The sequence below is a fragment of the Streptomyces camponoticapitis genome (assembly GCF_014646115.1).
In the GTDB taxonomy this organism is placed as follows: domain Bacteria; phylum Actinomycetota; class Actinomycetes; order Streptomycetales; family Streptomycetaceae; genus Streptomyces; species Streptomyces camponoticapitis.
Genome location: NZ_BMMV01000007.1, coordinates 343,595 through 361,399, shown reverse-complemented (window position 1 = coordinate 361,399; position 17,805 = coordinate 343,595). Strand labels below are relative to the sequence as shown.

17 protein-coding genes are annotated in these 17,805 nt (G+C 70.4%); 6 read left to right on the top strand and 11 right to left on the bottom strand.

All coding sequences use genetic code 11. The features are described 5' to 3' along the window. Positions 1 to 10: 10 nt before the first annotated feature. Positions 11 to 718, bottom strand: a complete 708-nt coding sequence (locus IEY79_RS14245; protein WP_189107787.1) for a DUF4232 domain-containing protein — start codon at positions 716 to 718, stop codon at positions 11 to 13. Positions 719 to 1,036: 318 nt separating this feature from the next. Here IEY79_RS14245 and IEY79_RS14240 point away from each other — a divergent pair, with 318 nt between their 5' ends. Then, the gene (locus IEY79_RS14240; protein ID WP_229700859.1) at positions 1,037 to 2,341 is read left to right on the top strand and encodes a helix-turn-helix domain-containing protein; all 1,305 of its coding nucleotides are present in this window, start codon (positions 1,037 to 1,039) and stop codon (positions 2,339 to 2,341) included. On the opposite strand, the gene uppS is transcribed toward IEY79_RS14240, so the two are convergent. Genes uppS through IEY79_RS14225 form a run of 3 tightly spaced genes read right to left on the bottom strand, consistent with a single transcriptional unit; the run spans position 2,338 to position 5,681 of the window. After that, positions 2,338 to 4,194, bottom strand: a complete 1,857-nt coding sequence (gene uppS, locus IEY79_RS14235; RefSeq protein ID WP_189107785.1) for a polyprenyl diphosphate synthase — start codon at positions 4,192 to 4,194, stop codon at positions 2,338 to 2,340. The two genes, IEY79_RS14240 and uppS, sit on opposite strands and share 4 nt — an antisense overlap. Positions 4,195 to 4,209: 15 nt before the next feature. After that, positions 4,210 to 5,079, bottom strand: coding sequence for an ABC transporter permease (locus tag IEY79_RS14230; RefSeq protein ID WP_189107784.1), 870 nt, complete (start codon positions 5,077 to 5,079; stop codon positions 4,210 to 4,212). After that, complete coding sequence (locus IEY79_RS14225) at positions 5,076 to 5,681, bottom strand: ATP-binding cassette domain-containing protein (protein ID WP_189107783.1); 606 nt, start codon at positions 5,679 to 5,681, stop codon at positions 5,076 to 5,078. The genes IEY79_RS14230 and IEY79_RS14225 overlap by 4 nt, the downstream gene beginning before the upstream one ends. A gap of 246 nt (positions 5,682 to 5,927) precedes the next feature. On the opposite strand from IEY79_RS14225, the gene IEY79_RS14220 reads away from it, so the two are divergent. Next, positions 5,928 to 6,530, top strand: coding sequence for a hypothetical protein (locus IEY79_RS14220; RefSeq protein WP_189107782.1), 603 nt, complete (start codon positions 5,928 to 5,930; stop codon positions 6,528 to 6,530). A gap of 85 nt (positions 6,531 to 6,615) precedes the next feature. Here IEY79_RS14220 and IEY79_RS14215 read toward each other — a convergent pair whose 3' ends face one another. The 3 genes from IEY79_RS14215 to IEY79_RS14205 all read right to left on the bottom strand — a co-directional run bounded on the left by IEY79_RS14215 (position 6,616) and on the right by IEY79_RS14205 (position 7,950). Continuing rightward, the gene (locus IEY79_RS14215; protein WP_189107781.1) at positions 6,616 to 6,843 is read right to left on the bottom strand and encodes a hypothetical protein; all 228 of its coding nucleotides are present in this window, start codon (positions 6,841 to 6,843) and stop codon (positions 6,616 to 6,618) included. Between the two features lie 133 nt (positions 6,844 to 6,976). Then, positions 6,977 to 7,216: a DUF397 domain-containing protein gene (locus tag IEY79_RS14210; RefSeq protein ID WP_189107780.1), complete on the bottom strand. Its 240-nt coding sequence runs from the start codon at positions 7,214 to 7,216 to the stop codon at positions 6,977 to 6,979. Then, a complete protein-coding gene (locus IEY79_RS14205) occupies positions 7,216 to 7,950 on the bottom strand; it encodes a helix-turn-helix domain-containing protein (protein ID WP_373292538.1) in 735 nt (244 codons plus the stop codon). The genes IEY79_RS14210 and IEY79_RS14205 overlap by 1 nt, the downstream gene beginning before the upstream one ends. A 35-nt stretch (positions 7,951 to 7,985) precedes the next feature. Here IEY79_RS14205 and IEY79_RS14200 point away from each other — a divergent pair, with 35 nt between their 5' ends. Beyond that, the gene (locus IEY79_RS14200) at positions 7,986 to 8,318 is read left to right on the top strand and encodes an ATP-binding protein (RefSeq protein WP_189107779.1); all 333 of its coding nucleotides are present in this window, start codon (positions 7,986 to 7,988) and stop codon (positions 8,316 to 8,318) included. A 24-nt stretch (positions 8,319 to 8,342) separates the two neighbouring features. On the opposite strand, the gene IEY79_RS14195 is transcribed toward IEY79_RS14200, so the two are convergent. Both IEY79_RS14195 and IEY79_RS14190 read right to left on the bottom strand, forming a co-directional pair. After that, a complete protein-coding gene (locus IEY79_RS14195; protein ID WP_189107778.1) occupies positions 8,343 to 9,128 on the bottom strand; it encodes a DUF4253 domain-containing protein in 786 nt (261 codons plus the stop codon). Positions 9,129 to 9,164: 36 nt separating this feature from the next. Next, the gene (locus IEY79_RS14190) at positions 9,165 to 10,076 is read right to left on the bottom strand and encodes an NAD(P)-dependent oxidoreductase (protein WP_189107777.1); all 912 of its coding nucleotides are present in this window, start codon (positions 10,074 to 10,076) and stop codon (positions 9,165 to 9,167) included. A 209-nt stretch (positions 10,077 to 10,285) separates the two neighbouring features. On the opposite strand from IEY79_RS14190, the gene IEY79_RS14185 reads away from it, so the two are divergent. Both IEY79_RS14185 and IEY79_RS14180 read left to right on the top strand, forming a co-directional pair. Next, positions 10,286 to 11,224 (top strand): STM4015 family protein, encoded by a 939-nt coding sequence (locus IEY79_RS14185; protein ID WP_308426669.1) that lies wholly within the window; start codon positions 10,286 to 10,288, stop codon positions 11,222 to 11,224. 46 nt (positions 11,225 to 11,270) lie between these two features. Then, positions 11,271 to 12,473 carry a wHTH domain-containing protein gene (locus IEY79_RS14180; RefSeq protein WP_189107775.1) on the top strand — a complete coding sequence of 401 codons (1,203 nt, stop codon included), beginning with the start codon at positions 11,271 to 11,273 and terminating at the stop codon, positions 12,471 to 12,473. 53 nt (positions 12,474 to 12,526) lie between these two features. Here IEY79_RS14180 and argS read toward each other — a convergent pair whose 3' ends face one another. Then, complete coding sequence (gene argS, locus IEY79_RS14175; RefSeq protein ID WP_189107774.1) at positions 12,527 to 14,296, bottom strand: arginine--tRNA ligase; 1,770 nt, start codon at positions 14,294 to 14,296, stop codon at positions 12,527 to 12,529. 167 nt (positions 14,297 to 14,463) lie between these two features. On the opposite strand from argS, the gene lysS reads away from it, so the two are divergent. After that, the gene (gene lysS, locus IEY79_RS14170; RefSeq protein ID WP_189107773.1) at positions 14,464 to 16,218 is read left to right on the top strand and encodes a lysine--tRNA ligase; all 1,755 of its coding nucleotides are present in this window, start codon (positions 14,464 to 14,466) and stop codon (positions 16,216 to 16,218) included. Positions 16,219 to 16,291: 73 nt separating this feature from the next. Here the strand turns inward: lysS and IEY79_RS14165 are convergent, their stop codons facing one another. Then, positions 16,292 to 17,737 carry a DUF2637 domain-containing protein gene (locus IEY79_RS14165; RefSeq protein ID WP_189107772.1) on the bottom strand — a complete coding sequence of 482 codons (1,446 nt, stop codon included), beginning with the start codon at positions 17,735 to 17,737 and terminating at the stop codon, positions 16,292 to 16,294. Positions 17,738 to 17,805: the final 68 nt, after the last annotated feature.

Genomic DNA, 17,805 nt, shown 5'->3' with positions numbered 1-17,805 from the left:
GCGTCACCTGCTACCAGATCAGCGCGTCGGCCATCTCCGTCTGCCAGTAGGAGACCGACGTGCTGTCGGCGATCATCGTGCCCTTCGGGAGGGTGAGGTCCGCGGCCGAGCCCACCGAGCCCTGGTTGTCGCGGCCCGCGAAGTGGACGCTGAGCTTGTACGCCGCGATGTCCGGGGAACCGTCGCCGCCCAGCGCGATCGAGGCGTAGGCCGACTGGCCGGGCGACAGGGTGACCACTGCCTGCGGCCGGCTGTCCTCGTTGATCTGGGTGACGGCCTGGGCGTCGTCGAAGCCGAGGAGGGGCGCGTAGAAGGCGTGGCAGTTGCCGCTGCCGGTGTTGGTGGCGGTCACCAGCAGGTGGTTGATGGGCCGGGCGACCTCGGTGACGGTGACCTTGGTGTTGTCCCCGGTGCAGGTGGTGGTCTTGTTCGTGCCGTTGCCCTTGCCGGCGCTGTCGTTGCCGGCGCTCTTGTCGCCGCCGGTCTTGCCGGCGCTGTCGCCGGCGCCGCTGTCCTCGCCGTTGTCCGCGCTCCGGTCGGCGGGCGCCTGCGGCTCGTCACTCGCCCTGGAGTCCGGCTCGTCCGTGGCCGCGACGGTGGATTCGGGCTTCGGGGTGGAGCCGACCGCGTCCGAGGGCTGGCAGGCGGTGAGAGCGAGTGCGGCCACGAGAGCGGTGGTGGCGGTGGTGGCGGCGGAGCGGAAACGAAGGTTACGCATGAGTGTGTGTCTCCCGTTTTTGTGGTGCGGTCAGTAGCGGTTGATGAGCACGAGCAGCACGGCTGTACAGGCGATGAGTACGCAGACGGCGACGGCATCGACGAGGCAGTCGCGGATTCGGGTTCGGATCGCTTCCCCCTCGTTCGGCGGGTGCTGCACTCACCTTGCGGGGCGGCTGGAACCGGCCGCAATCCACAGGGGACAATGGGGGAAGCTGGAACGCTGAGACCGCTGTGACCTGCGGGAACGATGTTTCCCTGGGACGCGTTCCTGGAACGGCCGCGCACTGTGGCACACGTACGTAGAGGGGAACTACGAGTGGCGACGACCGAGGCCAGGGCTTTCGCTGAACTGCTCAGCGAGCTGAAGGACCGTTCGGGGCGCAGCTACGGAGTGCTGGCCGCGAAGCTCCACGTCAGTACGTCCACACTTCACCGCTACTGCAACGGGGACGCCGTGCCCGCCGACTTCTCGGCGGCCGAGCGGTTCGGGCGGCTGTGCGGGGCGACGGGCGAGGAGTTCGTGGAGCTGCACCGGCGGTGGATCCTCGCGGACGAGGCGCGGCGGCGGTCGCGGGCGGCGGTGCCGTCCGCCCCCGCCGAGGCCGTGGCGGCTGTCCCCGAAGCCCCGGAGGCCGAGCCGGCCGCACCGGCCGGGGCCCCGGCGCCCGAGACCGGTACGCCCGAGGGTGACGCGTCCGCGTCGGGACGCGGGAAGCGTCTGTACATCACGCTCGCCGCCGCGGCGGTCGTCGTGGCCGTCGCCGTACCCGCTCTTGTCTTCGGGCCCCTGAACGATCCGTCGACCGGCCGTTCGTCCGTCGCGTCCGAGGTCTCGGAAGGCGGCTCGTCGAAGTCGGCCCCGCCTTCGGCGTCGCCCTCCGGATCACCTTCCGCGGGCAAGTCCCCCTCGCCCGACGCCAGTCCGACGGCCCGGGAGACCCCGAAGGGCAAGAAGGGCGGCGGCGACGCCGGGAACGGGGAGGGGGAGCGGGCGGTCGGCGGAGTGCCGGTGACGGTGAGCACCAAGCCGTACGCCTTCGAGGACCCGTGCACTCAGCGCTACCTCGTGGACCGCCCCGCGACGGAGGTCCCCCCGCCCCCGAACGAGCCGGACGCGCCCGGCTGGGTGGCCGCGCTCGGCGCGGTCTCCAGCGGGAGCCAGTTCATCGAACTGGCCATCCAGGGCACCGGGAGCGAGACCGTCGTCCTCAACAGACTGAACGTCCGGGTGGTGGGGAGCGAGGCACCTCTCGCCTGGAACGACTTCGGCACGGGTGTCGGCTGCGGCGGCGGCGTGACGACCAGGACGTTCGGCGTCGACCTGGACGCGGGCCGCCCCAGCGTCGTAACGAAGGGCGGGCAGCGGGACTTCCCGTACAAGGTGAGCGAGTCGGACCCGGAGGTCTTCCACATCACCGCGAACGCCTCCGCTCGCTACGTCAGTTGGTACCTGGAACTGGAGTGGTCCAGCGGCGGCCGGGAGGGCACGGTCCGCATCGACGACCGCGGGAAGCCGTTCCGTACGAGCGGCGCGAAGGGGCGGCCGTCGTTCGAGTATCCGCTCGGCGGCGCCGCGAAGTGGGAGACGGCGGTCGAGCAGGACCCGAACGAGTACCCCTAGGCGTTGTCCGACACAGGGTCTCTGGTGAGGGGGGCGGGGACAGCACCGTGGCGGCGTTGGCGCCGGCTGTACTCGGTGATGGCTTGCCACAGGTCACGTCGGTCGCTGTCGGGCCAGTAGTCCGGGGTGAAGTACAACTCCGCGTAAGCGGCGTGCCAGGGAAGGAAGTTGGAGGTGCGCTGCTCGTTGCCGGTGCGCCACAGCAGGTCCACGTCCGGCATGTCGGGGTGGGGCAGATGGCGGGCGAAGTCGTCCTCGCCGAGGAGGTGGGGGTCCACCTCGCCTTCTCGGGCTGCCTGGGCCAGTGCCGCGGCGGTCCGGGTGATCTCGTCGCGGCCACCGTAGTCGATGCAGGTGGTGAGAGTCAGTCCGGTGTGGCCGCGGGTGCGGTGCTCTTCGCGCCTGAGGGCATCGACGAGGTCCTGGGGCAGTTTGTCGGGACGGCCTGACCAGCGCTGGCGCACGTTCAGATCGCGGAAGGGACCCGCGTCGAGTTCGCGTCGGACCGTGTCCAGGATCGTCGTGATCTCCTCCGTGTCGCGTTTCCAGTTCTCCGTCGAGAACATGTAGAGGGTCAGATGGCGAAGTCCGATCTCCAGGGCGCCATAGACCATCTCGTACACGGCGGCGGTGCCGACGCGGTGGCCTTCATGGCGGGGCAGGCCGCGCCGCTCGGCCCAGCGGCCGTTGCCGTCCATGATGACCGCCACATGGCACGGCATCTGGTCGGCGGCGATCCGCGGGGGCCGGATGCCGTCGGGGTGCGGTGGCGGGGGCCGGAGCCTGGTGCCCTCGGCTGCCGGGCCCGGATCGCTCGCGCCCACCCCGGGGGGCCGGGGGCCCGGCACGGTCAGGGGGGTCAGGCTCCAGGCCAGGGCCGAGCGGAGGCGGGCGGGGACCAGCACGCGGGCGCGGGTCACGACGGAGGGGCGCGGGGGGCGTGTCAGCAGGGTGGGGCCGGCCGCTTCGACGGCGTCGAGTTGGGCGCGCATCAGGTCGGCCGCCGTGTCGAGCACCGTGGCGGGACCCGGGTGCATTCCTCTCGTCATGGCGGGCCTGGTGACCTGTCGGCGCGCCAGAGCTGTCAGCTCGGCGACCAGGGCCGCCACGGCCGGACTCCAGCGGCCCCGGACCAGATCCGCCTCCGCGCCGGGGAAGGGCTCCAGCGCTTCCCGCGGCAGGAGCAGGAGGCCCCCGGCGAGGTCGGTGCTCAGGTCGGTGAGGACGTCGGTGAGCTGGGCGCCGTCGACGAAGCGCTCGTAGTCGGCCTGCCGGTCCAGGCGTAGCGTCATCGGCACACCGGCCCGCTCGAACAGATGCCGTACCTGGTCGACCCAGGGCACGACTCCCTCACCGCACCAGGCCCGCCACGCGGCCCAGTCGGGGAAGCGCACGCCGTGGGCGTCGTCCCGCGTCCTGGCCATCGCGCCCCGCAGGCTGGTCAGGTCCAGACGCCACCGCCCCGCCGTGTCCACCAGGGCGTACCGGATCGGATCGGCGCTCGTGCCCACCGTCAGATCGTGTTTCAGTGCGCCGGTCCACGCCTCGACGCGGGCCGCACGCCGGGCCGGCTCCACATCCGGTTGGTCCGCCAGGTCGTCGAGGACGCTCGCAGTCGCCCACAAGGCCCAGCACGCCGGACGCAGTGTGGCCGGCATCAGCTTGATGAGGGCGTAGATCGCGGGATCGTGCTGCCGTGTGGTGCGACGGCACAGCCGGTACGCCGCCCGCAGGGTGGGGTCCTGGTCCTTCGGCGCACGAGGGGTGGCTCGGCCGCGCGAAGCGGGCGTGGCCGTGTCGAGGGGCACGGAGGTGTCGAGGGGTGCGGAGGCGGGCCGCGGTTTCGTGCGCATCTGGGGACGTGGACCTCAGTGTGCTTCCGTGTCGGGCGCCGAATCCGATGGCGCGGCGGTTCCGCGCGGCGCGGGAAGGGAGGGAGCACCGCTTCCCGGCACAGGTCCGGGGAACCGTGTGCCGACGGGCAGGGTGCTGCGGGTGCTGCGGCGAAAGCCCATCAGTGCGATCAGGGCCGCTCCGGCGAACCAGGTGAGCTGGATGGCCAGATGGCGCGGCACAGGGTTGGCGGAGAATCCCGCCGCCGTGCCGGCCTGCATGGCCCCGTAGGAGGGCAGGTAGCGCATGACCGGGTTGTCGGTCCCGGAACTCGTGACCGGGTTCTGCAGCGCGAGGTCGATGATGCTGGTCATCACGATGGCGAACATGCCTTCGACCTCTCGGCGCAGCACCGAGCCGAAGCCGACGCCGAGGGCGCCGTAGGTGAGCCCGGCGCTGAACAGCGCGGCGGCGAGGAGCAGTGGCTGGCGGGGTGTCCACGCCAGGCAGGTGACCGCGGTGGCGTAGGCGGCGACCGCCGCCGAGATGAGAGCCAGTGCGGTGACCTTGGCCAGGACGAGGTGGGCCCGGGGGTAGCCGGCCATCGCCAGCCGGCGGTCGAAGCGGCTGCCGGAGAAGGTGGCGGCGAACATCATGAAACCGGTGATCAGGGTGACCGCGTTGAGGGCGCCGCTGATCTCGGTCAGTTCATTGCCGGGGGGCGCCAGCGTCTCCCCGGTGGCGTGAAGCCGCAGGGGGGCCGGGGAGTCGGGCATCGCCAGGTAGGCCAGGGTCGTCCACAGAGGGACGAACAGGACCACAAGGACCATGGCGAAGCGGTTGCGGCCGTGCTCGGTCAGCGCGAATCCGGTGGCCAGAGCGAACCGGGTCAGATGGAACCTCACGCGGCCACCGTCCGGTCGGGGCGGAGTACCCCGCCGTCCAGACGCCACAACTCGTCCAGGCGCTCCGTGTCGTACGCCAGGTGGGAGACGACCAGCACCGAACGACCCGCGTCACGCAGCCGCACGGCGAGATCCCAGAACCGCTGGTAGGTGTCCCAGTCGAACCCCTGATACGGCTCGTCCAGCAACAGCACCTGGGGATCGTGCATCAGCGCCAGCGTCACGTTCAGCTTCTGCCGTGTCCCGCCGCTGAGAATCCCTGCCCGCTCATCGGCGTATCCGGCGAACCCCAGCACGTCCATGATCTGCTCGGCATGCCGCAGATTCGCCAGGCGATAGGCCTTCTGGAAGAACCTCAAGTGCTGCCGGACAGTCAGCGCGTCGTTGAGGACGACGTGCTGCGGGCAGTAGCCGAACCGGCCGCCATGACGGACCGTGCCGCGCGAGGGCCGCAACTCGCCGGAAAGGATCTTCAGCAGCGTTGATTTTCCGGCGCCGTTCTCCCCGACGATCCCACACAGCGTCCCTGCCCCGAGCCGCATATCGACGCCACGCAGGACCACACGCCGACCGTAGGCATGGTGCACACCCCCGACCTCCACGTCCTCACCACCCCCCGCACCGAAGCCGACCCCATGTGCCCGCCACAACGATCACGGTGCCGGAACGTCACGCCTTCCTGTCGTATCCGCCGACGTCGGCGCCATGTGGCCGGTTGCCCCAAGTCCCCATACGGCGCACCTGTTTGCGATGAGAAGTCACCCGTGTCCTGTTTCGGCCCGCGATCGTTCCGTGATCGGGCTGCAGTCCGTCCCGGACCAACCCGCTCACGCAAAGGAGCATCAGCCATGGCCTCTCGCCGCATGAAGCGCACTGTTCTGACGACCACGGTGGCCTCCGCCGCCGTCCTGGCCGCCTGGGCACAGGCGCTGACCGCCCCGGCCCAGCCGCCGACCCCGGCCTCCCGATCCCTGACAGCCACTCCTCAGATGCTGAACGCGGGCGCCCGGATGCAGGCCGCCCCGCTGCCTCCGGCATGTTCGGAGGCCATCTTCAAAACGCAGGAGAAGTTCCCCACCACCCGCTACACCGTCCCCGACGAGCCCTGGAACGCCCTGCTGAACGCGGCGCTCAACCTCACCGAAGCCGAGCAGGCGGAGCTCACCGAGAGTGCCTGCACGGCCTGGAACAACTGGGCCGCGGCCAACGGCCCCGTGGTGGCGAAGGACCTCGACACCCGCTTCCGGGACGCCGCCGCACCGGCCTGCAACAAGTTCGTCGTCGCCACGATGGGATCCGTCAAGAAGTACGCGGCCAACGTCCCCGCCGGAACCCGGAAGTTGGAGGCCGTGGCCAAGAAGGTCTGGCAGGACGCGATGACCAAGCTCTCCGCCGAGGCCCCGGACGCGGCATGCCGCACCGCGTACAACAAGGTCAAGGCCGGCTGGTAGTCGCGGACCGCCCGACTCAAGCACTTCCGGGCGATCGCGACCCGCTTCGGTGAACTCGCCGCTGAGACCATTCGCCGGACAGGACTTAGGACCTGTCCGGCGCTTCCGCGCCCTCGATCATGTTCGTCTCGCCGAACACAGTCGCGTGTTCCAGCACGTCCTCGGCCGGGTCGTCGATCTGTCCGACCGTGAGCAGCGTGAAACCGCCGTTGTGCGAATTCGTATGTGTCTCGTCCGCGGTGGCGCCGGTGGCCGGCAGTACGGCGGCCAGCACCGCCGCCCCCAGGACGGTCAGGGTGTGTGGGGCTTTCATCTGGTCGTATCCCGTCTGCTCGTCGTATTCATCCTTGCTCCGGTCTGTCTATTCCTCAGATCCGGCTCAAAGGTCACGGCTGACGGCAGATGGGGAAACGGTATTCACTTGATCGGCGCAGTTGGCGCGACGGTCAGCGGGCGACGTCCGCGGTGAAGGCCGCCCAGGCGGCGGGGGCGAGGGTGAGCACCGGGCCGCCCGTGACCTTGGAGTCCCGGACGTGCACGGCGGCGGGGTGGGCGGCGACCTCGACGCAGGCGCCGCCTTCGCTTCCGCTGTAGCTCGACTTGTGCCAGTGGTAGGCGACTTCCAGGCACTCGCCGCCTTCGCTTCCGCTGTAGCTGGACTTGAACCACTCAAGTGCGGTGCTCATCAGTCTCCTAGCAGCCGGTCCAACAGGCCCTTGGTGTCCTCTGTGTTGAGGGCCTGCGTCCGCAGCATCGCATATTTCTGGGCGAGGATGCTGACCTCGTCAGGGTCGGATACGAGCTGGCTGCCACGCTGGGTTTCGGAGTAGGCGAGGTGCTGATGCTCCGGCGTTTCCAGCAGGATGAAGGGGCCGTCGAGGGCTGCGTGTGTTTGACGTGCGAGCGGCATTACCTGGAGTGTGATGCCGGGGAGGTCGACACAGAGGCGGAGATGATGGAGCGTTTCCCGGTAGATCTCTGGGCCGCCGAGCTGTGCCAGGACGATCGCCTCGGAGAGGATGAAGCTGGCCGTCGGTGGCACTTTTCGGTGCAGGATCTCCTGACGTTCCAGCCGGTTGGCGACGCGGGTGTTGATTTCGTCCTCGCTGAAAGTGGGCACCCTGCTGCGGATGACCGCTCGTGCGTAGTACTCCGTCTGGAGCAGGCCCGGCAGAACTTGGTTGGCGAAGAACGACATTGAGATCGCCTCGCGTTCCAGATCCATGTACTGCTCCGACCACGCCGGGTACCGGTCGGTCTCCGGCATGTTGTCCACCGCCGTCGCCAACGCCCCCTTCGTCAAGAGCACTTCATCCAGCAGCGTCGCCAGATCAGGCTTCAGGGGCCGTCGGCCCTGCTCCACCGACGCGATCGTCTCCGTGTGTACGCAGGCGCGCTCCGCGAGTTGGCGTTGGGTCAGGCCCGCCGCCTCCCGGAAGAGGGCGACGCCGATCCGTGCCCGCCGCCAGGCAGTTCGTACGGGAGGCTGTGGCCGACTGGGCGCTCGGCGACCGCCTCGACGATGTCTTGCTGTGCGTGAGCGAGCTGGCGACCAACGCCCTGGTGCACGGAGCTCCGCCGGGGCGCGGCTACCTGCTGAGCCTGTCGCTGCTCGCCGACGGGGCGTTCCGGGTCGAGGTGCACGACAGCGGTGACGGGCGGCCGAGTGTCCGCGAGCCGTACGGGGAGACGGGGCGCGGGCTCATGCTCGTCGCGGCGGTCGCGGACAAGTGGGGTGTGGGGGAGCGACATCCCGGCAAGATCGTGTGGTGCGAGTTCGTGGTCTGACCGGGCGGGTCGCGGCCTGTCGGATCAGTCCCACCAGAAGGTCCAGGCCGGCTGGCCCAGCACCTGATGTGCCGCGTACGCGGGCAGGGTCGTGTGGCGGCCCTGGTGGAGGTTGTCCGGGCAGAACGCGAGGTGCTCCGCCGCGACCGCCTCCGCCTCGGCCCGCGTCGTCGGCGGGGCGGCCACCGAGACCACCAGCTGGTCGAAGGTGAGCGCCACCACCCGTATCCCGAACCGGTCCTCCCACGACCGCAGCACCGCGCACAGCCGCGCCACGTCGTCCTCGTGGTTCACCGGGCCCGTCCAGCCGATCGCCGCCGGTATGTCCGCGCTGCGGCGGGCGGGCACCAGGGCCAGCCGGGCGCCGTGCATCCAACTGCCCTCGTCCGTAAGGATGGAGGCGACTTCGGCCGCTTCCTTGTCGGGATCGGCGGACGACTCCGGCGCGGGCGCCAGGCCCGGCCACTCCTCGTCCTCCGTCAGACGCTCCCAGGACTCGGCGAGGACGTCCTCCGCGTCGTGGTCACCCGGATACGACACCGAATCCGGGCTCAGGTCCCACTCCCCGGGCCACTCCTTGCGGTGACCGCCGTGGACGAGCAGCGGATGCAGCCCGGCCGTCCTGCGGACGGGCAACAGGTCGGCCCATGCCGTCGGGGACGCCGGCTCGTCCGCGTACCAGAGGAGTGGTTCGTGCCAGGTCCCGTCGATGGTCGTGTCGACCAGCTTGCCGGGCGGCAGTCGGAGCCCGGCCGACCGCCCCGAGGGGTCGGTGGCCAGGGCGGGCAGGGGGTTGGGGAGCGTCGCCATGGAGGAGACCCTAAAGGCCCCCACTGACAACGGAGTTCAGATGGCGGAACTTCCGGTGCCCGGTCCCGTGCCCGGTCCCGTACGCAGCAGGTCGACCAGGCGGGAGAGGCCGTCCGCCGCGTGGCCTTCGGCCACCGCGCGGTCGAGCAGTGGCTGCACCGGGGCGAACAGCTCGGTGCTGACTCCCTGCGCGGCGAACGTCTCCAGCAGGTTGGGGAACGCCTCCTGATTGACGGCCAGGCTGGACACGTCCGTCAGATGCCGGCCCGAGTCGACCGCCGCCGCCCACGCGGGCGCCGAGCCGAGCATCGCGCCCACCCACGGCACCAGCAGCTCCGAGAACTCGGTGGCCGCGATGGCCTCCGTACGGACGAGGGCGTACGCCTGCATCACACCCATGACCATCCCGTACATGCCGGTGAGCAGCGCAAGGTCGTACAGCGCGGCGAGGCCGGGGTCGGTGCCGACGTATGTCGTGCCGCCGAGCGCGGCGAACGTCTCCCGGTGCGCGTCGAAGAGATCGCGCGCGCCGCTGTAGAGGACGTACGCGTGCGGTCCGGCGATCATCTGCGGGACGGCCATGATCCCGCCGTCGAGATAGCCGGCCCCCTCCTTCGCCGCCCAGGCGGCGAGGTCGCGCGCCTGCTCGGGGGTGCCGTTGGTGAGGTTCGCGACGGTCTTGCCGGTGAGCTGCCCGGCGAGCGGTTCGAGGACCGTACGGACCGTGTCGTTCGTACTGAGGCAGAGGACCACGAGCGGACTCGCGGCGACCGCCTCGGCGGCCGTGTCCGCGGGAATGGCGCCCTGTGCGGTCAGCGGTCCGGTCCTGGCGGCCGATCTGTTCCAGACGGTGACCGGGTGCCCGGCCCCGAGGAAGGCGGCGGCCAGGGCGGTGCCCATCATTCCGAGGCCGATGACGGAGACGGCGGGCTTGGGACTGGGGGACATACGGGTGCTCCTCCGGGAGGTGCGAGCGGGATCGCTTCCGATCTTCGACCGGAGGACTTCTGCCCACAAGTACCGACTAATTGGTGCGGTACGCACCGGGAGGTAAGCATGAGTGATACGGAAGTGTGTGCGAGGGACGGGCCGGAGACGGAAGGATGGCAACCTCCAACTGGCGTACCGGAAGCCTCAGGAGCCCGACCTTGTCTTACGTGCACCATGTCGAGCGGTTCTACGGACTGCCCGCCTTCAACTTTCCGCCGTACGCCGACCCGGCGGACCTGCCACCCGCCGACGCGGTCGCCTGGCGCCTGGACCGGGAGCCGTACGAGAACGAGGAGAGCGCGGAGGACTGCTGGAAGCGGTTCACCGAGTCGGTGGATCTGGCGAAGGTGCGGGCGATCATCTTCGGACAGCCCTGGTACGACGGCGACGGGGGGCTGGGGACCGACGACCTGGTCGGCCTGGCGCCCCGGCTGACCGGGCTCGAAGCGCTCTTCCTCGGCGATCTGGAGGACGAGCAGGCGATGATCTCCACGATCTACCTCGGTGATCTCGCGCCGGTCCTGGCGGCCTTCCCCGGCCTCAGGGAGCTGGGCCTGCGCGGTGGGGACGGCCTGGACTTCCCCGTCTCCGGCCACGACCAACTGCGCGTCCTGCGCGTCGAGTCCGGCGGGCTGCCCCCGGACTCCGTGGAGCGGATAGCCGCGGCCCGACTGCCTTCGCTGGAGCGCCTGGAGCTGTGGCTCGGTGACGAGAACTACGGCGGCGGCGTCACGGTCGAGCAGCTCGCCCCCCTGTTCGCCGGGGAGGGCAAGCCCGCGCTGCGTCACCTCGGTCTCCAGAACAGCTTCATCCAGGACGAGTTGGCCGGCGCGGTCGCCTCCGCGACGGTGGTGCCCCAGCTCACCTCGCTGAGCCTGTCCATGGGCGCGCTCTCCGACGAGGGCGCGGCGGCCCTCCTTGAGGGACAGCCGCTCACCCACCTCCAGGAGCTCGATCTCTCCTTCCACTTCATGAGCCAGGAGATGATGCTGCGGCTCTGGACGGCCCTGGAACCGGCCGGAGTCCGGGTTGATCTGTCCGTGAGGCATCAGCCCGAGCCGGACGACTGGGACGAGGACGGCTTCTACATCGCGGCGTCCGAATGAGCACCGGCGCCGCACACCTCCCGTCGAACCGTTGAAAGGCCGCACCATGCCCCGCGAACCCGAACCCCATGCCCCCGAGTCCCAGGACCCGGACGACCAACTGATCGTCAGCGAGAACCTGAACGGCCGCTACCCCTGGCGGGACCCCGCCAAGCAGGTGCCCTACGGGATCGTGCTGCTCGTCGCGGCCCGGCTGAAGTGGAGCCCCGACGCCGTCCTGGTACGGCTCGGCGAACTGGGCTACGCCGACGTGCAGCGCCCCGAGGGCCCGCTGCCCGACGCAGTCGAGCCCGACGACGCCACGCTGCTCCAGAGCGCGGAGAGGAGGTGGGGCCTCAAACCGGTCGATGTCGGGACGACCGTGTCCCTGCGGCAGATCGTCGACTCGGCGGCCCGCGCCGAGCGTTCCCCGGCCGATGTCGCGCGGCGCATGACCGCCTACGGCTACCGGGTCGGGACCGGCGCCCGGCCGCTGCCCGAGACCGCCAATCCGCGTGATCTCGGGCTGATCCGCGTCGACCGCCGGGGCAAGTGGCTCGGCTGGGGCGACGAGGTGTCCGGGCACCATGTGCTCGGCGTGGCACAGGAGTTGTCGTGCAGTCCGCACCTCGCGGCCGTGCGGCTGATCGAGCTCGGCCTGCGGCTGCCGTTCACCCCGGAACCGGCCGACGAGAGGCTTCTCAAGTACGCCGATGTTCCCGGCGGCGGCTGGATCGGCCGCTGGGGGAGCGCGCCCGTCGCGCACATCCTCGCCGTCGCCCGCGACACGGGCCGCCCGCCCGCCGACATCGTCGCCCGGCTGAGCGAACTGGGCTGCCAGCGGCCGGGCGGGAACGTGCCCGACACCTCGGAGCCGGACGACCTGGTCCTCCTCAGTGAGAACCTCGACGGCCGAACGCCCTGGCTGATGAAGAACGACGTCGTCGGGCTCCAGGTGCGGCACATCCTGCGCGCGGCCCGGATCACGGGGCGCACGCCCGCGCAGGTCGCCGAGAGGCTGGCCGCGCTGGGCCACTGGCTGCACGAGAACGCGAACCTGCCCGAGACCGCCGAGGAGACGGACATCCGGCTGCTGGAGACGGTCAACCGCTCGTACCTGGACGACGTCCACCTGGAGGATGTGCTGCGCAGCGCGAGTCTGACGGGCCGGAGCCCGGCGGATGTCGCGGCACGGCTGACCGCGCTCGGGTACCGGCTGCCGGACGAGGTGACCTACCCGGAGGTGCTGCCGGGCGTGCGCGCCGCGTAGGGCCCTCGCCGAGGCGTCGACCGGCGCGGCTCCTGGCCGCGCCGGTCGACGGCCTACAGGCGCTCGGGGGTACGGATGCCGAGCAGCGCCATGCCCTGGTGCAGCGTCCGCGCAGTGAGGTCGCACAGGAACAGGCGGTTCTCGGCGATCTCCTGCGGGGGCGCGGGCTTGATGACCGGGCACTTGTCGTAGAACGTCGTGAACAGCGACGCCAGTTGGTACAGATACGCGGTCAGCTTGTGCGGCTCGTACGCCGAGGCGGCCTCCGCCACGACCTCGCCGAACTGGTCCAGGTGCAGCCCCAGCGCCCGCTCGGCCGGGGCCAGTTCGAGCTCGGGGCGGGCCACCGGGGTACGGTCACCGGCCTTGCCGAAGATCGACCGGGTCCGGGCGTACGCGTACTGGATGTAGACGCTCGTGTCGCCGTGCAGCGACACCATCTGGTCCAGGTCGAACTTGTAGTCCCGCGCGGCGGAGGTCGACAGGTCGGCGTACTTCACCGCGCCGATGCCCACCTGCCTCCCGCGCTCGACGATCTCGTCCTCCGTGAGACCGACAGCCTCACCCTTCTCGCGGACGACCGCCGACGCGCGCTCCACGGCCTCGTCCAGCAGGTCCACCAGCCGCACCGTCTCGCCCTCACGGGTCTTGAACGGCTTGCCGTCCTTACCGAGGACGGTGCCGAAGGCGAGCTGGACGGCGTGCACCTGGTCGTTCAGCCAGCCGGCCCGGCGCGCGGTCTCGAAGACCATCCGGAAGTGCAGCGACTGGCGGGCGTCCACCACGTACAGCAGGGTGTTCGCCTTCAGGTTGCCCACCCGGTCGCGGATCGCGGAGAGGTCGGTCGCCGCGTACCCGTAACCGCCGTTGGTCTTCTTGACGATCAGCGGTGTCGGATTGCCGTCGGGGCCCAGCACGTCGTCGAAGAAGACACAGAGCGCCCCGTCGGAGCGGACGGCGACGCCCGTCTCCTCAAGGATGCGGCAGGTCTCTTCGAGCATGTCGTTGTAGCCGGACTCGCCGACGACGTCCTCGTCCCGGATCTCCATGTCGAGCTTGTCGAAGACCGAGTGGAAGTAGATCTTCGACTCGTCGACGAACCGCTGCCACCTGGCGAGGGTCTCGGCGTCACCGGCCTGGAGCGCGACGACCCGGTCGCGCGCGCGGTTCTTGAACTCCTCGTCGGAGTCGAAGAGCGTGCGGGCGGCCTTGTAGAGACGGCCGAGGTTCGACATCGCCTCCTCGCCGGAGACCTCCTGCCCGCCGCTGTGGTCCAACTCGTGCGGGTGCTCGGTCAGATACTGGATCAGCATGCCGAACTGCGTGCCCCAGTCGCCGATGTGGTGGCGCCTGATCACGTTCTCGCCGGTGAACTCCAGGATCTCGACCATCGCGGCGCCGATCACGGCCGAGCGCAGATGGCCGACGTGCATCTCCTTGGCGACATTGGGCTGCGCGTAGTCGATGACGGTGGTGCCGGGATCGGTGGCGAACGGGACGCCGAGGCGGTCGTCCGAGGACCGGGCGGCCAGCGTCTCGATGATCGCCCGGTCCGTGACGGTGATGTTGAGGAAGCCGGGGCCCGAGACCTCGACCTCCTTGACGACATCGCCGGTGGCCAGTTGGTCCACGACCTTGGCGGCCAGCTCGCGCGGGTTGCCCTTCAGCTTCTTGGCGAGCGCCAGCATCCCGTTGGCCTGGAAGTCCGCCCGGTCGCTACGTCGCAGCAGGGGGTCCGCGGGGCCGGCCTCCGGCAGGGCTGCCGAGAGGGCGTCCGCGATGCGCTGATCGACGGTCGAAGCGAGGGAAGTGACCGGGGCCATGGGCTGGGAGCCGTTCCTGTAGGCGTCGGGTTGACACGTGGTTCAAGCGATACGGCCATTCTCCCACGCGGCGACAAGGCGTTTTCGCATCGTCGGGCGACCTGGGACAATGGCCGTCGTCGCCGGTATCGCAGGCGAATCCCGCAACGCGCAGCAGAAAGAAGGACGTGCCGACCGTGGCTCAGAGCACAGAGACCGACTGGGTCTCCCGTTTCGCGGACGATGTCATCGCCGAGTCGGAGCGACGTGCGCCTGGCAAACCGGTCGTCGTCGCCTCCGGCATCTCCCCCTCGGGCCCCATCCACCTGGGCAATCTCCGCGAGGTCATGACACCGCACCTCGTCGCCGACGAGATCCGCGGGCGTGGCTACGAGGTCAGGCACCTCATCTCGTGGGACGACTACGACCGGTACCGCAAGGTGCCGGCCGGGATCCCGGGCGTGGACAACACCTGGGCCGAGCACATCGGCAAGCCACTGACGTCCGTGCCCGCCCCGGCCGGGTCCGCGTACCCGAACTGGGCCGAGCACTTCAAGGCGCAGCTGATCGGGTCGCTGGCGGAGCTGGGCGTCGAGTACGACGGGATCAGCCAGACCGAGAAGTATCTGGCGGGGACCTACCGCGAGCAGATCCTGCACGCGATGCGGCACCGGGGGGAGATCGACGCGATCCTCGGCCGCTACCGGACGAAGGACAAGGCGGCCGGCGGCCCCGGCGCGGGGAAGAAGCCGCAGCAGAAGAAGGTCGACGAGGCCGAGCTGGAGGCCGCCGAGGGATCGGGCGCGGCCGACGAGGACGACGGCGCCGGGTCGGCCGGGTACTTCCCGTACAAGCCGTACTGCGGCAACGAGGGCTGCGGCAAGGACCTGACCACCGTCACGGCGTACGACGACGAGACGACCGAGCTGACCTACGTCTGCCAGGACTGCGGGTTCGGCGAGACCGTCCTGCTCAGCGAGTTCAACCGCGGCAAGCTGGTCTGGAAGATCGACTGGCCGATGCGCTGGGCGTACGAGGGCGTGATCTTCGAGCCGTCCGGTGTCGACCACCAGTCGCCCGGGTCGTCGTTCGTCGTCGGCGGGCAGATCGTGCGCGAGATCTTCGACGGTGAACAGCCGATCGGGCCGATGTACGCGTTCGTGGGGATCTCCGGGATGGCGAAGATGTCGTCCTCCAAGGGAGGCGTGCCGACCCCGGCCGACGCGCTGCGGATCATGGAGGCCCCGCTGCTGCGCTGGCTGTACGCGCGGCGCAGGCCCAACCAGTCCTTCAAGATCGCCTTCGACCAGGAGATCCAGCGGCTGTACGACGAGTGGGACGCCCTGGAGCGCAAGATCGCGGACGGTTCGGTGCAGGCGGCCGACGCCGCGGCCTACTCGCGGGCCACGGCCACGGCGACCGGTGCGCTGCCGCGTACGCCGCACCCGCTGCCGTACCGCACGCTCGCGTCCGTCGTGGACGTCACGGCGGGCGCCGAGGAGCAGACGCTGCGCATCCTCGGCGAACTGGACCCGGCCGACCCGCTGACCTCGCTTGACGAGGCCCGGCCCCGGCTCGACAAGGCGGAGAACTGGATCACCACCCAGGTGCCCGCCGAGGCCCGGACGGTGGTGCGGGACGAGCCCGACCGGGAGCTGCTGGAGTCGCTGGACGAGCGGACGCGCGAGGCGCTGCGGCTGCTGCTGGCGGATCTGGAGGCGCACTGGTCGCTCGACGGGCTCACGACGCTCGTCTACGGCGTGCCGAAGGTGCTGGCCGGGCTGGAGCCCGACGCGAAGCCGACGCCGGAGCTGAAGGCCGCGCAACGGTCGTTCTTCGCCGTGCTCTACCGGCTGCTGGTGAGCCGGGACACCGGGCCGCGGCTGCCGACGCTGCTGCTGGCGGTGGGGGCGGACCGGGTACGGACGCTGCTGGGGGGCTAGGACTGGTGCGGGACGCGATCGGCCACCGGGGGGTGCCCCGGTGGCCGGTGCGTGCCGCTGATCAGGTCGTGGTTCAGGCGATGTGTTCGGCGTCCTGCGCGTCGAGCTGCTCCTGGTAGCGGCGCCTGAAGTCCTTCAGATAGCCGCGAAGGGAGCTCTCGCTCAACGGGCCGCCGGTACGGCCCACCACGCCGTACAGATCCTGCAGGTAGATGGCGAACTGGCGGGCGTTGGGCATGTCCTGGCGCTCGCTGACGTATCTCCGGAAGGCGTTGAAGTACGCCTCGTCACGGGACATGCCCTCGGGGAGGCTGGGGACGGGGAACTCCTCCGCCTCGGGCCCGGGCTCGACGTCGGGTTCGAACTCGACCTGGGGCTGCGGGCCGAGGGGGCGGCGGGGCGGGAAGTGCTGCGTCTGCTGGGCCTGTTGCTGTTGTTCCTGCTCCTGCTCCGGCTGCCGGTCCGCCTGCGGCTGCTGGTCCTCGTACTGCTCGTACTGCTGCTGGTCGTACTGGTCGTACTGCTGGTCGTACTGCTGGGGGTCGTACATGGGGTCGTACGAGCCCTCGTACGGGCCCTCAGGCGCCCGCCGGCCGGAGAACCAGGGGCTCTCGTGAGCGGGGGCGCCACCGGTGTCCTGGGGCTGGTTGCCGTGCTCCCGTGCCCACTGCTCCTCCTTCTGGAGCTGGATCCACTCTTCCTCGGTGAGCTCGGGCTGCTGCTCCTGCCGCTCCTGCTGTTCCTGCCACTCCTGCTGGTTCTCTGGCTGCCGCGGTGCCTGGGGGAGTTCCGCTACGGCCGCGGGGGCGGGGGCCGGTGGCAGCAGGGCGGGTTCGATGCCCGCCGCGGCGAGGCCGGCCGGGGCGGTGTCCGCGAGGGGGACGCCGTACTTCGCGAGCCGCAGCGGCATCATCGCCTCGATGGGTGCCTTGCGGCGCCAGTTGCGGCCGTAGCGCGCCTGGAGCCGGGCCTGGTAGATGAGCCGGTCCTGTTCGAGCTGGATGATGTCCTCGTAGCTGCGGATCTCCCACAGCTTCATCCGCCGCCACAGCTTGAAGGTCGGGATGGGCGAGAGCAGCCAGCGGGTGAGGCGGACGCCCTCCATGTGCTTGTCGGCGGTGATGTCCGCGATCCGGCCGACCGCGTGGCGGGCCGCCTCGACGGAGACGACGAAGAGGATCGGGATCACCGCGTGCATGCCGACGCCGAGCGGGTCGGGCCAGGCCGCGGCGCCGTTGAAGGCGATCGTGGCGGCGGTGAGCAGCCACGCGGTCTGGCGCAGCAGCGGGAACGGGATCCGCAGCCAGGTCAGCAGGAGGTCGAGCGCCAGCAGGACGCAGATGCCCGCGTCGATGCCGATCGGAAAGACGATGGAGAAGTTGCCGAAGCCCTTCTGCTCGGCGAGTTCGCGCACGGCCGCGTACGACCCCGCGAAACCGATCGCGGCGATGAGAACCGCGCCGGCGACGACGATGCCGATGAGTATTCGGTGCGTGCGAGTGAGCTGCATCGCGGCCACCCGTTGCCCCTCCCGTCCTGGTTGTCTGGCGGGGCACAGCCTGGCACATGTGTACGGGTGCTGTGGCG

Bases quoted from the DNA above. Each gene is read 5' to 3' on its own strand.
- IEY79_RS14195 (WP_189107778.1), bottom strand. From the start codon at position 9,128: ATGGCGACGCTCCCCAACCCCCTGCCCGCCCTGGCCACCGACCCCTCG.
- IEY79_RS14180 (WP_189107775.1), top strand. From the start codon at position 11,271: ATGCCCCGCGAACCCGAACCCCATGCCCCCGAGTCCCAGGACCCGGAC.
- IEY79_RS14215 (WP_189107781.1), bottom strand. From the start codon at position 6,843: ATGAAAGCCCCACACACCCTGACCGTCCTGGGGGCGGCGGTGCTGGCC.
- argS (WP_189107774.1), bottom strand. From the start codon at position 14,296: ATGGCCCCGGTCACTTCCCTCGCTTCGACCGTCGATCAGCGCATCGCG.
- IEY79_RS14190 (WP_189107777.1), bottom strand. From the start codon at position 10,076: ATGTCCCCCAGTCCCAAGCCCGCCGTCTCCGTCATCGGCCTCGGAATG.
- IEY79_RS14210 (WP_189107780.1), bottom strand. From the start codon at position 7,216: ATGAGCACCGCACTTGAGTGGTTCAAGTCCAGCTACAGCGGAAGCGAA.
- IEY79_RS14220 (WP_189107782.1), top strand. From the start codon at position 5,928: ATGGCCTCTCGCCGCATGAAGCGCACTGTTCTGACGACCACGGTGGCC.
- uppS (WP_189107785.1), bottom strand. From the start codon at position 4,194: ATGCGCACGAAACCGCGGCCCGCCTCCGCACCCCTCGACACCTCCGTG.
- IEY79_RS14245 (WP_189107787.1), bottom strand. From the start codon at position 718: ATGCGTAACCTTCGTTTCCGCTCCGCCGCCACCACCGCCACCACCGCT.